The 15,436-nt window shown below is 73.5% G+C and carries 8 protein-coding genes; 7 read left to right on the forward strand and 1 reads right to left on the reverse strand.

Translation table 11 applies throughout. The features are described from left to right. Positions 1–91: 91 nt before the first annotated feature. Entirely contained in the window at positions 92–3,403 is a 3,312-nt protein-coding gene (locus ACIP2X_RS30060) for a right-handed parallel beta-helix repeat-containing protein (protein ID WP_401678757.1), read from the forward strand. Further along, entirely contained in the window at positions 3,400–4,635 is a 1,236-nt protein-coding gene (locus ACIP2X_RS30065) for a S8 family serine peptidase (protein WP_401678760.1), read from the forward strand. The genes ACIP2X_RS30060 and ACIP2X_RS30065 overlap by 4 nt, the downstream gene beginning before the upstream one ends. Before the next feature lie 79 nt (positions 4,636–4,714). On the opposite strand, the gene eccCa is transcribed toward ACIP2X_RS30065, so the two are convergent. Then, complete coding sequence (eccCa, locus tag ACIP2X_RS30070; protein WP_401678763.1) at positions 4,715–8,734, reverse strand: type VII secretion protein EccCa; 4,020 nt, start codon at positions 8,732–8,734, stop codon at positions 4,715–4,717. Positions 8,735–9,188: 454 nt separating this feature from the next. Here eccCa and eccD point away from each other — a divergent pair, with 454 nt between their 5' ends. From eccD to ACIP2X_RS30095, 5 genes are all read left to right on the forward strand, one after another. After that, the gene (gene eccD, locus ACIP2X_RS30075; RefSeq protein WP_401678766.1) at positions 9,189–10,592 is read left to right on the forward strand and encodes a type VII secretion integral membrane protein EccD; all 1,404 of its coding nucleotides are present in this window, start codon (positions 9,189–9,191) and stop codon (positions 10,590–10,592) included. Positions 10,593–10,635: 43 nt separating this feature from the next. Next, positions 10,636–12,210: a type VII secretion protein EccB gene (gene eccB / locus ACIP2X_RS30080; RefSeq protein ID WP_401678769.1), complete on the forward strand. Its 1,575-nt coding sequence runs from the start codon at positions 10,636–10,638 to the stop codon at positions 12,208–12,210. 475 nt (positions 12,211–12,685) lie between these two features. Continuing rightward, positions 12,686–13,021, forward strand: coding sequence for a hypothetical protein (locus ACIP2X_RS30085; protein ID WP_401678772.1), 336 nt, complete (start codon positions 12,686–12,688; stop codon positions 13,019–13,021). 88 nt (positions 13,022–13,109) lie between these two features. Further along, complete coding sequence (locus tag ACIP2X_RS30090; protein ID WP_401678775.1) at positions 13,110–13,418, forward strand: WXG100 family type VII secretion target; 309 nt, start codon at positions 13,110–13,112, stop codon at positions 13,416–13,418. A 1,542-nt stretch (positions 13,419–14,960) separates the two neighbouring features. Next, the gene (locus ACIP2X_RS30095; RefSeq protein ID WP_401678778.1) at positions 14,961–15,431 is read left to right on the forward strand and encodes a type VII secretion system-associated protein; all 471 of its coding nucleotides are present in this window, start codon (positions 14,961–14,963) and stop codon (positions 15,429–15,431) included. Positions 15,432–15,436 lie beyond the last annotated feature (5 nt).

Raw genomic sequence — 15,436 nt, forward strand, 5'->3', positions numbered from 1 at the left:
CATGATGGGCACCGTCGGCTCGCCGACACGAGCCCCCGGGCGACCGGGGGCGCGCCCGTTGAAGACGCCGCCCTAGCAAGGAGGTTGGTGCGTGTCGCGCCAGGTACTCACGGTCGGTCCGGGGGACCGGGACCGCTTCCGGACGATCGGTGAGGCACTCGCGGCCGCCCGTACCGGCGCGCTGATCAGCGTGCGGCCCGGGACGTACGCGGAGAACCTGGTGATCCACACCAGGGTCACCCTCACCGCCGCCGAGGGGCGCGGGACGGTCGAGATCCGGCCGCGCTCGGGCAGTGTGCTCACGCTGCGCGCCGACGCCGTGATGCTCTCCGAACTGACCCTGCGCGGCGGCGACGCCGAGCTGCCCGCCGTGGACGTGCGGCGCGGACAGGCCGCGCTCGACGGCTGCGAGGTCGTCGGCGCCGCCTGGACGGCGATGCTGGCCGGCGGCACCGGTTCCCTCGCGCTGCGCGACTGCCGGGTGAGCAACCCGCAGGGCGCCGGCATCGTGGTCACCTCGACCACGCCCACCACCGTGGAGTCCTGCACGCTGGAACACCTGGGCACCAGCGGTCTGGTCCTCGCCGAGCAGGGCGAGGCCCGCATGCGCGGCTGCACGGTGCGCGACGCCCGCGGCAACGGCCTGCTCGCCAACGGCGAGTCCCGCGGCACCGTCGAGGACTGCGACATCTCCTCCACCGACAAGCCCTCCATCGCCCTGGAGCAGAACTGCGCCCTCACGGTGATCCGCACCGTGGTGCACGACACCAGCACCGGCGTGCACCTGAGCAGCGGGGGCCGTACGACGCTGGAGGACGTCCGGGTCACCGGCGCCTCCGGCAACGGGATCGCGCTGGCCGGCGGCACCGACCCGGTGCTGCGCCGCTGCCGCGTCTCGCGCACCCGAGGGCACGGGGTGCTGGTCACCGACCGGGCCCGCGGCACCTTCGAGGACTGCTGGGTGGACGGCGCCCAGGGCGCGGCGCTACGGGTCGCCGGGGCCGCCTCCCCGGCGCTGACCGGCCTGACGGTCCGCGACTGCGAACAGACCGGGCTGCTCCTGGAGGAGGACTCGGCGCCGGAGCTGGACCGTCTTGAGGTGATCGGCGGCGCGCCAGCGGTCGCCGTGCGCGCGGGCGCCAACCCGCTGCTGCGCCGCGCCCGGCTGGTGGAGCCCGCCGGCGACGGCATAGCGGCCGGCAAGGACGCCCGGGGCCGTGCCGAGGACTGCGAGATCGTCCGCCCTCAGGGCGCCGGCGTGCGTGTGGCCTCCGGCAGCACCCTCTACCTGGCCGGTGGCGGGGTGTCCGACTCCGCGGGCAACGGACTGGTCGTGGAGGACGGCGGCAACGTCACCGTCCGCGACTTCCGCGTCGAGACGTCCGGCGAGGAGGGCGTGGTGGTGGCCTCCGGCGGCGAGTTGACCGCCAACCGCACCACGGTGCACGCCGCCCAGGGCCACGGCTTCCTGCTCCGCGAGGGCGCGCTGGCCTCGCTCAGCGGCTGCGAGGTCACCGGCGGCGCCCAGGACGGCTTCCGGGTGGAGTCCACCGCGCCGGTCTCGCTCGTGAACTGCCTCGCCCGGGAGAACGAGGGCGGCGGCCTGGTGCAGACCGTGCCCGGCGAGCGGCTGGCCGTGGACGGCCTGAACAGCACCGGCAACGGCAAGCGGGACGCCTGGGGCACCGGCAGCGCCGAGAACACCGACCCGGCCGGCTCCGGCGCTGCGGACGCGCCCCCGCCGGACCGCGCGGACGGCCCGCTCGGCGCCCTCAACGCGCTGATAGGCCTGGACAACGTCAAGCAGCAGGTGCGCACGCTGGTCAACCTCACCCAGCTCGCCCAGCGCCGCGAGCAACTCGGCATGTCCGCGCCGCCGATGAGCCGGCATCTGATCTTCGCCGGGCCGCCCGGCACCGGCAAGACCACCGTCGCCCGCCTCTACGGCTCGATCCTCGCCGAGCTCGGTTCCCTGCGCAGCGGCCACCTGGTGGAGGTCTCACGCGCCGACCTGGTCGCCCAGGTCGTCGGCGGTACGGCGATCAAGACCACCGAGACCTTCCAGCGGGCGCTCGGCGGCGTGCTGTTCATCGACGAGGCGTACACGCTCGCGGCGGACAGCGGCAACGGCGGCGCCGACTTCGGCCGGGAGGCGGTGGACACGCTCCTGAAGCTGATGGAGGACCACCGCGACGACGTGGTCGTGGTCGCGGCCGGCTACTCGCGCGAGATGGGCTCCTTCCTCGGCTCCAACCCGGGTCTGGCGTCCCGCTTCTCGCGCACCGTCGAGTTCGAGAACTACTCCGTGCCCGAACTGGTCGCCATCATGGAGAACATGTGCGCCCAGCACCAGTACGAGCTGGGGGAGGGCACCGCGGCGGCGCTTGCCGCGCACTTCGAGGCGATGCCGCGGGACGCGGGCTTCGGCAACGGCCGTGCCGCGCGCGGCGTGTTCGAGGAGATGGTGGACCGGCAGGCGGTCCGGCTCGCGACCCAGTCGCAGGTCGGCGAGCACGATCTGCGGCTGCTGCTGCCGGAGGACGTCTCCGCCACCGCCGCGAAGGCCGCGGAGTCCACCCCGCAGGACGACCCGCTGACCCGCCTCGGCGACATGATCGGCCTGGCCGAGGTGAAGCGCGACGTCGCGGACCTGGTCAATCTGATCACCACCGCCCGCCACCGTGCCGCGGCCGGGCTGCCGGTGCCCTCGCTCAGCCACCACCTGGTCTTCACCGGTCCGCCCGGCACCGGCAAGACCACCGTGGCCCGCCTCTACGGCGAGATCCTGACGCAGCTCGGCATCCTCGACCGCGGGCAGCTCGTCGAGGCGGCCCGCGCCGACCTGGTCGGCCGCTACATCGGTCACACCGCCCAGCTCACCCGCGAGGTCTTCGAACGGGCCCGGGGCGGCGTGCTGTTCATCGACGAGGCCTACACGCTCACCCCGCGCGGGGGCGGCGCCGACTTCGGCCAGGAGGCGGTGGACACGCTGCTGAAGCTGATGGAGGACCACCGCGACGAGGTGGTCGTCATCGTCGCCGGATACACCGACGAGATGGAGCGCTTCCTGGCCTCCAACCCGGGCCTGTCGTCCCGCTTCCCCCGCCGGATCGGCTTCGCCGACTACACCTCCGAGGAACTGGTCACCATCGTGCGCTCCCAGGCCACGAGCATGGGCTACGAGTGCGGACCCGGCACCGGCCCGCTGCTCAAGGAGTACTTCGACGCGGTGCCGCGGGACCGTTACTTCGGCAACGCCCGCCTCGCCCGCCAGGTGGTCGAGGCGATGGTCACCCGCCAGGCGGGACGGCTCGGTTCGCTGTCCGCGCCCACCCTGGACGACCTGCGCATCCTGATTCCCGAGGACGTGCCGGCCGCGGCCCCGAAGGCGGCACCCCGATGAGCCCGCGCGCTCTCGGGGCGGCCCGTCTGCTGTCCGGGGCCGGTCTGGCCGCGGCCCTGCTGCTGCCGGTTGCCGCGCCGGCCCTGGCGGTGCCCGCGGGCCCGCCCGTGGCCGACGGCAAGAAGGGCCAGGAACTGCCCGGCATGCCCTCCGCGCTCGATCCCGAGGCCGACCAGGTGGCGTGCACCGCCGCCTCACGCGCGCAGGCACAGAAGCAGGACTGGTCCCGCCAGCGCCTCGACCTGGACCGGCTGCGCGGGCACGGCACCGGCACGGGCGTGACCGTCGCGCTGATCGACACCGGTGTCGCCCCCGGCGCCGCCGGCCTCGACGGCCGGGTCACCGCCGAGGGCGAGGCGGCCGACGACTGCGTCGGACACGGCACCTTCCTGGCCGGCCTGATCGCCGGAACCGGCGGGGACAGCCCGAGCCTCGCCGGGATCGCGCCGGGCGCGAAGATCCTGGCCCTGCGCGGCACCGACCCGCGCGGCCGGGCCGACGCGGACCTGGTCGCCGACGCGCTGCGCGCGGCCACCGAGGCAGGGGCCGAGGTGATCGCGGTCACGGTGGCGCTGCCGGACCGGGACGCGGCGCTGACCGACGCGGTCGCGCAGGCGCGCCGCGCGGGCGCCGTCGTCCTCGCCGCGGCCACCCCTGACCCGCCGTCACGGGGCGGCACCGACGAGATCCCGTCCCGTGTCTACTGGCCGGCGGGCGAGCCCGGCGTCCTCTCCGTCGCCGACATGCTGCCGGGCGGCGTCCGCCCGGACGGCGCCTTGCCGACCACCGGTGTCGACCTGGCCGCGCCCGGCGCCGGCGTGGTCTCCGGGGGCCCGCGCGGCGACGGACACTACCTCGGGGCCGGTGCCTCGGTGGCGACGGCCTACGCCGCCGGCGCCGCCGCGGTGGTCCGGGCCGCCCACCCCGAGGACTCGCCCGAGACCGTGGCGCGCCGCCTGACCGCCACCGCCTACCCCGCCGACATCCCCCAGCTGGACGCCTACGCCGCGGTGACCACGGTCCTCGGCGACGCGGGCGGGCGCGCCGGTGCCGGGCGCGCCGCGGACCCGGTGGCCGTCCGCGACACCTCGGGCGCCGACCGTGCCACCGGCCGCGCCACCCTCTTCGTCCTCCTCGGGTCGGCGGCCGTACTCACCGTCCTCTGGGCCGCGTTCACGCTCCCGAGGGCCCGCTCCCGGGGCTGGCGTCCGGCGGGCGCGGGCGAGGACTGAGCCGCGTGGGGCGACGGTGACGTAGAAACAAACGGGCGGGGGCCACCTCAGGTGGCCCCCGCCCGGACTTTCCGCTCCGTCAGGCTCCCTGCGTGCCGTCCTCCACCAGCGCCGTCTGCATCAGGCGGGACTTGCGCCGGGCTATGTGCAGGGCGCGGCCGGGCGGGAGGTTGAGGGGCTTCGCGTTGCCGAACAGGCGGCCCTCGGTGGGCGGGCAGGACAGCAGCACGGCCGGGTTGTTCGCCTCGTCCATACGGCGGATCAGCGCGTCGCTGAGGCCCCGTCCCGCGCCCATGGCGCTGCGGGCGACGATCAGGTGCAGGCCCATCTCGAAGCCGAGCGTCAGATGCTCGAAGAGCGGCTCGAAGGGGCTCTGGAAGGAGTTGCCGGAGACCATGTCGTAGTCGTCGACCAGGATGAACAGCCGCGGGCCGGTCCACCAGTCGCACCGACGCATCCGGGCGGGGGCGATGTCCGCGCCGGGGACGCGGGTCTTGAGCGCGCGCGCCGCGCCCTCGACGGTCTCCTTGAGGTTGTCCAGGGAGATCACATGCCCGATGCGGTACTCCTCCGGGACGGCGTCGACCAGCGTGCGGCGGTAGTCCACCACGATGATCTTCGCCTCGTTCGGGGCGTAACGGGCGGTGACGCCCTCGGTGATGCGGCGCAGCAGGTTGGTCTTGCCGCTCTCGGTGTCGCCGACCACGATCAGGTGCGGGGTGCGGCTGAAGTCGTGCCACACCGGTTCGAGGGCGTCCTGGTCGATGCCGAGCGGCAGCCGCAGGCCGCCGCCCTCGGTGGCCTCGGGCGCGGGGAGCTCGGCGAGCGGGAGCCGGTGCGGCAGCATCCGTACCGGCGGTGCGGCCGGACCGGACCAGTGCTTGGCGATCTCGCCGACCAGATGGGCCACGCCCTCGCCGAGGTCGTCGAGGGAGCCGCTGCCGTCCAGGCGCGGCAGACCGGCCAGGAAGTGCATCTTGCTGTCGGCGGTGATGCCGCGACCGCCGCTGCGCGGCACCGAGCGGGCCTTGCGGGTGTCGATCTCGGAGTCCATCGGGTCACCCATCCGCAACTCCAGGCGGGTGGCGGCCTGGTCGCGGACCTGCGCGGACAGCTCCACCCAGCGGGTCGTGGTGATGAGCAGGTGGATGCCGTAGTTCAGGCCGCGGGCGGCGAGTTCGTTGAACTTCGGGACCAGGTCGTCGTAGTCCTGGCGGACCGTGGACCAGCCGTCGACCACCATGAACACGTCGCCGAAGGGCTCGTCGGGGAACTCCCCGGCGGCCCGGCGGCGGCGGTAGGACTGCATGGAGTCGAGGGTGTGGTCCACGAAGAACTGCTCACGGCGGGCGAGCAGCGTCATCACCTCGGCGACGGCCCGGTGCACCCGCTCCGGGTTGAGCCGCGCCGCGACACCGCCGACGTGCGGGAGCCCGGCGAGCTGCGAGAGGCCGCCGCCGCCGAAGTCGAGGCAGTAGAACTGGATCTCGGCCGGGGTGTGCGTGAGGGCCAGGGCGGCGATCAGCGTGCGGGCGAGGGTGGACTTGCCGCTCTGGGAGCCGCCCGCGATCGCGACATGGCCGCCGGCCCCGGAGAGATCCACGATCAGCGGGTCGCGGCGCTGCTCGAAGGGCTTGTCCACCAGGCCCACCGGGACTCGCAGCCTGCCGTTGCCGGCCCAGCCGGCCGCGGTGAGGCCACGCTCGGGGTCGGGGGCGATGCCGGGCAGCAGGGCGTCCAGCGGCGACGGCTCGTCCAGCGGCGGCAGCCACACCTGGTGGGCGGCCGGGCCCGAGTCGCGCAGCCGGTCGAGCGCCACGTCGAGCAGGGTCTCCTCGTCGCCGGTCTCTTCGGTCTTCTCCGGCTCCGGCTCCGGCTCGGACGACGGCTCCAGCGTCCGCGGCACCACCCAGCCGCTGGTCCACGGCACCACCTGGCTGGCCACCCGGGCCTGCACCACCGCGCCGGTGCGGCGCCGGTAGGTGCCCGAGGAGTACGCGGCGCGGAACCGGGTCAGGGCCTCCACGCCCGACTTCAGGTAGCCGCTGCCCGGCTGGGCCGGCAGTTCGTAGGCGTCCGGCACGCCGAGCACGCCGCGGCTCTCCATGGCGGAGAAGGTGCGCAGGCCGATGCGGTACGACAGATGGCTCTCCAACTGGTGCATGCGGCCCTCGTCCAGGCGCTGCGAGGCCAGCAGCAGATGCACGCCGAGGGAGCGGCCGAGGCGCCCGATCATCACGAACAGGTCCATGAACTCCCGGTGCGCGGAGAGGAGTTCGCTGAACTCGTCGACCACCACGAACAGGCTGGGCAGCGGGGTGAGGTCGGTGCCGGCGGCGCGGGCCCGCTCGTACTCCAGGGCGGAGGTGTAGTTGCCGGCGGCGCGCAGCAGTTCCTGGCGGCGGATGAGTTCGCCGTGCAGGGCGTCCTGCATGCGCTCCACCAGGGCGACCTCGTCGGCGAGGTTGGTGATGACGGCGGAGGTGTGCGGGAGCTCCTCCAGGCCGAGGAAGGTGGCGCCGCCCTTGAAGTCGACCAGGACGAAGTTGAGGGTCTCGGAGGAGTTGGTCAGGGCGAGGCCGAGGACGAGGGTGCGCAGCAGCTCGCTCTTGCCGGAGCCGGTGGCACCGATCAGCATGCCGTGCGGGCCCATGCCGCCCTGCGCGGACTCCTTGATGTCGAGTTCCATCGGGCGGCCGTCCACCCCGACCGCGATCGGCACCCGCAGCCGGGCCGAGCCGGTGTGCCGGGCGAAGAGGGTGGCCGGGTCGTGCCGGTGCAGGTCGGGGATGCCGAGCAGGGTGGTCAGCTCGACGTCGGTGTCCAGCGGCTGCGCGATGTCCGTGCCCAGGCTCATCCGGCGGGCGGTCAGCAGCCGGGCCAGCGACTCCGCGCCGAGCTTGCCGAACCGGTCCGGCCGGCCGAGCGGCACCGAGCGTTCCTTGCGGCTGCGGTCGGTACGCACCAGGTTCACCTGGTCCGCGCCGACGGTCAGCCGCAGCGTGTTGCGGCCGGGCCGCCAGCGCAGCGCACCCGAGACGTCGAGGACCAGGGCGTTGCGGTAGCCGTGGCCCTCCCATCGGTGCCCCTCGGGCACGGTCACGCCGTCCAGGACGACGACCGTGTACGGCTCGTCGCGGCCGGGCCGGGCGTCCGGGTCGAAGCCGGGACGCTCGGCGAACTCCGCGCCGAGCAGATCGTCCAGTTCGGTGAGGTCGGCGGTGATCCGGCGGACCTGACCGGCCCCGTCCTCCTCGTGCGGGTGCAGTGCGTGCGGCAGCCACTTGACCCACTCCCAGTCGGAGCGCCGCTCGTCGCTCACACACACGGCGAGCCACAGCTCCTCGGGCGCGTGGAACACCGCGAGCTGACCGAGCACGGCGCGCACCAGGGCACGTACGTTCTCGACGTCCTCGGGCCGGCCCTCCCCGCTGTCCCCGGACGACGGGGCGCCCGGCTCGGCGGGCTCCTCGCCCGACGTCTCCTCGGGGCGCAGCAGGACGCGGGCCGAGGAGCGCAGATAGAGGCCGAGGGGCTGCTCGGGGATGGTGGAGTAGGCGCGGATGAAGCGGCGCAGGGCGTGCGCGCAGAGCGGTTCGAGGTCCTCCACCGGGCGGGTGGAGACCGGGTTGAGGGTGAGCGCGAGCTGCTGCTCGCCCACGGCGAGCCGGACCTCGCCGAAGTCCTCGTCGGCCGGGCGGCGTTCCCACAGCCGCGAGGTGCGGGCCAGGGAGCGGAGCGAGGCGGGCTCCGGATGGCGCCAGGCGAGCGCCCGCTGCTGCTCCGTGATGGTGGCCCGGACCCGCTTACGGGTCTGCGCCAGGTAGCGCAGGTAGTCGCGGCGTTCACCCTTCAGGCGCTGCTTGCGCTCGCTGGAGCGCCGCATCAGCTGCCCCAGCAGCATGGCACCGGCGGAGAGCGCCATGACGCCCATCGCCAGATACATGAAGACGCCGTTCCCGCCCCCCGGGCGCAGGAACATCAGCATCATCGACACCGACATCAGGGCCATCGGCAGATAGGTCCATATCGCCGAGGTGTCGGGCACCGTCTCGGCGAGGACCGGCGGCTCCTGGAGGGTCAATTGCCCGTCGGGCATCTCGGGTCCGCGCCTGCGGGCCGGCCGGCGAAACAGCACCACACTCAAGGAACGAAACCTCCGGTTTCACTGGCTTTCCGGCCCGCGTCGAATACCGGCACACCCGGCAGCGGGAAAGACCGCACCGCGCCCATTCTGCGGGCCCCGGGCGTCGCGGTGAACGCCGGATGAATGTTGTGAGCGGAAAGCGGGGGACGGTCAACTCCCCCCGCACTCAACCGCATACCGGACGAGGAGTCCGGTCCGCAGCACGATCCGGCGGGCGTAGGCAGTAGTCTGCATTCACGTAACGCGACCTGTCCACGCGGGAGAGGTGGTTTCCGGGCACACGGACGCAATTCCCTTGTCCGAACGCCCGGTTCCAGGCCGCGCGGGTCTTCCGTACTCCGCGCACGGCCCCTCTCCCGGAGAAGTCCTCCTGTCAAAGCCCCCACCGAAGACGAGAGTTCAGCTGATGACCGACAGTGCGGTGGCCGAACTGTGCCGCCTGACCGTACGTGCGCCGAGCGTCTCCGTCGATCTGGCCGTACCCGCCGACGTGCCGGTCGCCGATCTGCTGCCCACGCTGCTGCGCTACGTCGGCGAGGAGGCCGAGGAGGCCGGGCTCGACCACGCCGGCTGGGTGCTCCAGCGGCTCGGTGACGCCCCGCTCGACGAGGAGAGCACCCTCGCGCACGCCGGGCTGGCCGACGGGGACGTGCTCTATCTGCGCCCGCACACCGAGGCGCTGCCCGAGGCACGGCTCGACGACCTGGTGGACGGGATAGCCGACACCGCGGGCCGCAAGCTGCACACCTGGCACCCCGAGGCGGCACGCGGCCTGCTGGTCGGGACCACGGTGGCGACCGTCGTGGCCGCGCTGGTCCTGGTGTTCCGGCCGGGCGCCGGGCCCGGCTCGACCCGGGCCGCCTGCGCGGCCGTGGCGGGGCTGCTGCTGCTCGCGGGCGCGGGCACCGCCAGCCGTGCCGTCGGCGACCGCCTCTCCGCGACCGCGCTCGGTCTGCTGGTCGCGCCCTGCCTCGCGCTGGCCGGCTGGGTACTGCCGGGCGGTGAGCTCACCGGACCGGACGCGGCACAGGTCGTGGGCGCGCGGCTGCTCGCGGCGGGCGCCGCGGGCGCCGGTGGCGCGGTCCTCGCGCTGGCCGCCACCGCGGTCGGCGCGCCCGCCCTGCTGGCCACCGCGGTCGTCTCGGTGGCCCTCGCGACCGCCGGGGCCCTGATCGGCTACTCGGGCCTGGACATGCCGGCCGCGGTGGCGCTGGTGGCGGCCGTGGTCGCGCTCGCGGCCGGCGCGGTCGCCCCCCTGGCCTTCAAGCTGGCCGGGATGCGGATGCCGTCGCTGCCCTCCTCCGCCGGCCAGCTCCAGGAGGGGATCGAGCCCTACGCGGGCGACGAGGTCGCCGAGCGGACCGAACTCGCCGGACGCTGGGTCACCGCGCTCTTCGCGGCCACCGGCACCGTCGCCGCGGGCGCGCTGGTCGTCCTCGCCGAACACCCGGACCTGGCCGAGGTGCTGACCGCGCTCGCGCTGAGCCTGCTGCTGCTTCTGCACTCCCGGGGCCTGGTGCACATCGGGCAGCGGCTGACCCTGGCCGTGCCCGGAGTCTGGGGGCTGCTGCTGCTCGCCCGCGCCTGGGCGGTGGACAGCGACGGCGACGGACGCCTCGTGGTCTTCGCGGTGCTGCTGGGCGCCGCGGCCGCCCTGGTCATCGCCGCCTGGACGGTGCCCGGCAGGCGGATGCTGCCGTACTGGGGCCGCGCGGCGGAGATCGCGCACACCGGCCTCGCCGTGGCGCTGCTGCCGCTGAGCCTGTGGGTGGCCGGGCTCTTCGGCTGGCTGCGCGGCCTGTTCGGCTGAGCCCGCCCGCACGCCGGCAAGAGGAACGGATCGAGGAGAGGCCGTGCAGTCCAAACGCGACCAGGTACACGCCCACAGCTTCATGATGGGCAGGCTCAGCTCGGGCCTGCTGATGGCCGACCCGGACGCACCGGAGAGCCCCCTCGGGCGCACCACCCGCGGTGTGGTCTTCGGTGTGCTGGTCACCGTCCTGATCGGCGCGGGCGCCACCGTCTACGGCCTGCTGCGGCCCGGCGGGAACGACAGCTGGCGCGACGGCAAGCACCTGGTGGTCAACCACGACACCGGCGCCCGCTACCTGTGGACCGACACCGACGGCGTCCTGCACCCGGTGCGCAACTACGCCTCGGCGCGGCTGATCGGCGGCCCGGACCTGAAGACCGTGGACGTCGGCACCGCCTCGCTGCGCGACGTCCCCGTGGGCGCCCCCGCGGGCATCCCCGGCGCCCCCGACACCGTGCCCGGCCCCGGCCAACTCGACGACGGCCCCTGGCACCTGTGCGTCACGGGTCCGGACGGCGCGCTGCCCGACACCTCCGGCGCCGTGGCGGACACCGGGGTCGACGAGCCGGGGGCCACCACCGTGGTCGCCGGCGCGCCCCTGGACTCCCGCGGCATCGGCGGCGACCGGGGACTCCTGGTGCGCGGGCCGGACGACACCGAGTACCTGGTGTGGCGGGGCAGCAGGCTGCCGCTGGACCGCGAGTCCGACGCCCGCAACGCCCTCGGCTACGGCTCCGAGCGGCCGATGCCGGTGTCGGCCGCCTTCCTCGACGCGCTCGCCCCCGGGCCCGCGCTGAAGCCGCCGGAGGTGGTGGGACGCGGTGAGGAAGGGCCCGAGATCGGCGGTGAGGCCAGCAGGATCGGGCAGCTCTTCGAGGTCAGCGTGCCCGGCGGCGGCAGCACCTACCATCTGCTGCGCAAGGACGGTCTGGTGCCGCTGACCCGGCTCGGCGCCGCCCTGGTGCTGGGGGACCCGGCCACCCAGAAGGACGCCTACGAGGGACGGTCGCCCACGGCACGCACGGTGGGCGCGGACGCGCTGCGCGAGCACCGGGCGGAGGGCTCGGGCCCCGCAGGTTCCGCCGAACTGCCGGACGCGCCGCCCCTGCCGCAGTCCGTGCCGCGCGGCACCGCGCTCTGCGCGCAGGTGGACGGCGACGACGGCGGCGCACGGATCAGGTCGGTGCTGGTGCCGCTGACCCGGCTCGCCCCGGTCGCGGTCGCGCAGGGCACGGCCGCGCCGGTGAAGCCGGCCTGCGTCCCGGTCGACGCCACGGTGGTACGGCCGGGACGTGGCGCCCTCGTCAGGGCCCTGCACGCCAGCGGCGCCGCGCACGCCGGGACCACCTATCTGGTCGCGGAGAACGGCGTCAAGTACCGCGTCCCCGCCAAGGATTCGCTGGCCGCGCTCGGGTACGGGGCCGAGGACATCGGCTCGGTCCCGGCACCGCTGCTCGCGGCCCTCCCGACCGGCGCGGACCTCGACCCCTCCGCCGCCTCGGGCGTCACGGAGCCCAAGGTCACGGCCCCTGAGTGCGGCGGCGCCGGACAGCCGGCGGGAGGCGCGCGGAGCACCGGGACCGCCGAGCTAAACAAAACGGACACCGTGCGCTGATCACGGCAAGGACCGCATACCGTGCCGAAGAAATGGAAAAGGACGGCAGCAGGAGAGTAATTCGGCCAAACTCGGAGTCGGCGGTGTGAAGTCCGCCGAGTGGCCAGAGGATCGGGCCCGGCGGAGAACCTCAAATAAAGCTCAGAATTCCCCGCCGGGCGCGGCGCCGTAATCCCGCCGAAGCGCCTGCAATGCCGGGCGGGCGCTCCTCGATGCCCGTTCTCCTGCCGCGCCTGCCCGTTTTCTGCCCGCCTCGCAGGGCCGCGCCGGACGGTTCGTGTCCCGGGGTCCGCCGGGCGGGCTCGGCTGTTCATACCGGGGAAACCTCCGCACAACTCCCTTGCCACGCACGAATTCTGGAGCGAGCTGACCGATGCTCAAATCTTCCCTGCACGCGTTGCGCGGAACGTCGGCTTCTCTTTAGCCTCAGCGAGCAACGGTGTGACGAGACATGCCCGAAGGAAGGGAGCGCGACATGGCGGACAGTGCCGCGAGGAAAGCGGACTATGCCAAGGGCTTGGGGGGCGTCTCCTCCCTGGAGTCGGCCCGTGACCAGGTCGAGAAGATCCAGAACAACGTCGGCGAGATCGCCGCGCGTTCGGGTGTCGGCGGCGACGAGGGCCAGGCCCTGCTGAAGCTCTTCCGCAGCTGGAACACCGAGGCCCAGAAGGTCGTCGTCCAGATCAGCAAGATGATCGACGCGCTCCAGGAGAACGTGACCTCCGCCAACCGCCTGGCGCAGGAGAACCAGGACCTGACCGAGGTCCTCAACAGCAAGACCAGCCAGGGCGTCTTCGAAGCGCTGCGCTGACCCGTCCCGCAGCACCGGCTCCGGCGACGCGGCCGGATCCCCGTGAGCTTCCCGGGCCCAGGCGCCCGGCCTTCCGAGAGGAGACGTCATGGCCGACGGCATCATCGACGTGCAGTACCCCGCGGTCCGCAACGCCATCGAGGAGTTGATGGCACAGACCCAGCAGATCATCACGACCCTCAACAACCTGGAGGACGAGCTGAAGCCGCTCGTCAGCTCCTGGGAGGGCGCGGACCAGGAGACGTACCGCCAGGTCCAGGCGGAGTGGGACCAGGCGACCAAGAACATGGCCCTGCTGCTCGGCGACAACGGCGAGCTGATCCAGACCATTCACGACAACCACTCCCGCGACGAACGCAGGAGCGCTGACAACTGGGGGAGCGTGCGGGCCCGCTAGGCATCGCCGGAGCGGCCCACCACCCCTGTGCGGGACGGAGCCCCCGGACCGCTCCTCGCGGAGGACGCGGCCGCGCGGCCGGGGACGACGCCTAAGCAGTCCCGTCCGACACCACGCCCGTCAAGTGCCTGCCGGGCTCACGCCCAGGGAAATACTCCCGGGCTCGCGCTTCGGGGTGTAACTTCCGGGCTCGCGCTTCGGGGAGTACCTTCCGCGCTCGCGCTTCGGGAGATGCGTCCGGCTTGCGCTTCGGGGGGTGCCTTCCGGGCTCGCGCTTGGGGAAGTGGCTTCGGGCTCGCGCTGGGGATCCGGGCTCACGCCCCGGAAAGTGGCTCCTGGGCTCGCGCTCCGGGGGGTACGTCCGGGCTTGCGCTTCGGGGAGTGGCTTCCGGGCTCGTGCTTCGGGGAGTGGCTCTCGGGCTCGTGCTTCGGGAGGTACGTCTGGGCTTGCGCTTCGGGGAGTGGCTTCCGGGCTCGTGCTTCGGGGAGTGGCTCTCGGGCTCGTGCTTCGGGGAGTGGCTCTCGGGCTTGCGCTTCGGGGAGTGGCTTCCGGGCTCGTGCTTCGGGGAGTGGCTTCCGGGCTCGTGCTTCGGGGAGTGGCTCTCGGGCTCGTGCTTCGGGGAGTGGCTCTCGGGCTTGCGCTTCGAGACGTGGCTTCCAGGCTCGTGCTTCGGGGAGTAGCTTCCGGGCTCGCGCTTGGGGAAGTGGCTCCTGGGCTCCGCTCCGGGGAGTGGCTCGCGGGAGCGCGCTGCGGGGAGTGGCCTCCAGGCTTGCGCTTCGGGAGGTACGTCCGGGCTTGCGCTTCGAGGAGTGGCTTCCGAGCTCGCGTTTCCGGGAGCGGCTTCCGGGCTCATGCCCCGGGAGACACCTTCCGGGCTCGCGCTTGGGGATGCGCCTTCCGGGCTCACGCCTAGGGGGAAGTGGCTCCTGGGCTCGCGCTTGGGGAAGTCGCTTCCGAGCTCGCGCTCCGGATAGTGGCCTTCGGGGGCTGTCGCTCCGGGAAGCACCGTCCGGCGCGGAGCTCCGGGCGTGTCCCCGGGGCCATGCCCCGAGAAGTACCTTCCGGGCCCACGCCGGAAGTACCGTGCGGCACCACCCCCGGAGTGGCTCCGTGCGGGTCGGCGTCCCAAGTGGTTCCGTGCGGGGCCCTGCGTCCCGAGCGGTGCCGTCCGGGTCGGCGACCTGAATGGTGCCGTTTGGGTCGGTGTCCCGAGCGGTGCTGTCCGGGTCGGCGTCCTGAGTGGTGCCGTCCGGGTCGGCGTCCTGAGCGGTGCTGTCCGGGTCGGCGTCCTGAGTGGTGCCGTCCGGGGCGGTGTTCCGAGCGGTGCCGTCCGGGTCGGCGACCCGAGCAGTTTCGTCCGGGGCCCGCGTGCCGAAGTCGTTCGGCGGCTCCGGCGTCGTGCCGGACGTCGGCGTGCGGGCGCGGGCTCCTGATCGACCCCGGTGTGCCGACCCGCGCACCGGTCCGGCCGTCGCCCCACCCCAGGGCGGCCGCCGGCCCCCCCGTAACCCGTCCGGCACCAAGCGGCAGGAGAGCGTCCCATGGCCGGTGAGAAGGCCGACGTCAAGCATTTCGACCTCAAGCAGATGGAGAACTTCCGGGACAACGAGGTACAGCCCGTCTACATCGCCGCGAAGAAGCACCGCGAGGAGGGCGACGGCACGCACATCCGCCCGCTCGGCCACCTCATCGACGGGCACACCACGCCCGAGAACCTCGCCCAGGACAAGCAACTCCTGCGCATCGGCCGGATGGTCACCGAACCCCTGGTCTCGGGTCCGAAGCTGATCGAGGACATCCGTGCCGCGGCCGAGGCCATCGACAAGCTGCTCGGTGACCAGATGGAGCTCTTCAAGGAGCTCAAGGAGGCCCTCACCGAGACCATCGAAGAGGCCAACAAGACCAAGGACAAGAATCTCGGCGCGATCGACGCGCAGACGCTCCTCCAGACCTTCGACGAGGTCGACACGCTCACCGCCGGCAGCACCGGCGACCCGGACGACGAGTCCTGACCCAC

Origin of the sequence: Streptomyces sp. NPDC089424, assembly GCF_044749345.1 — a bacterium.
In the GTDB taxonomy this organism is placed as follows: Bacteria; Actinomycetota; Actinomycetes; order Streptomycetales; family Streptomycetaceae; genus Streptomyces.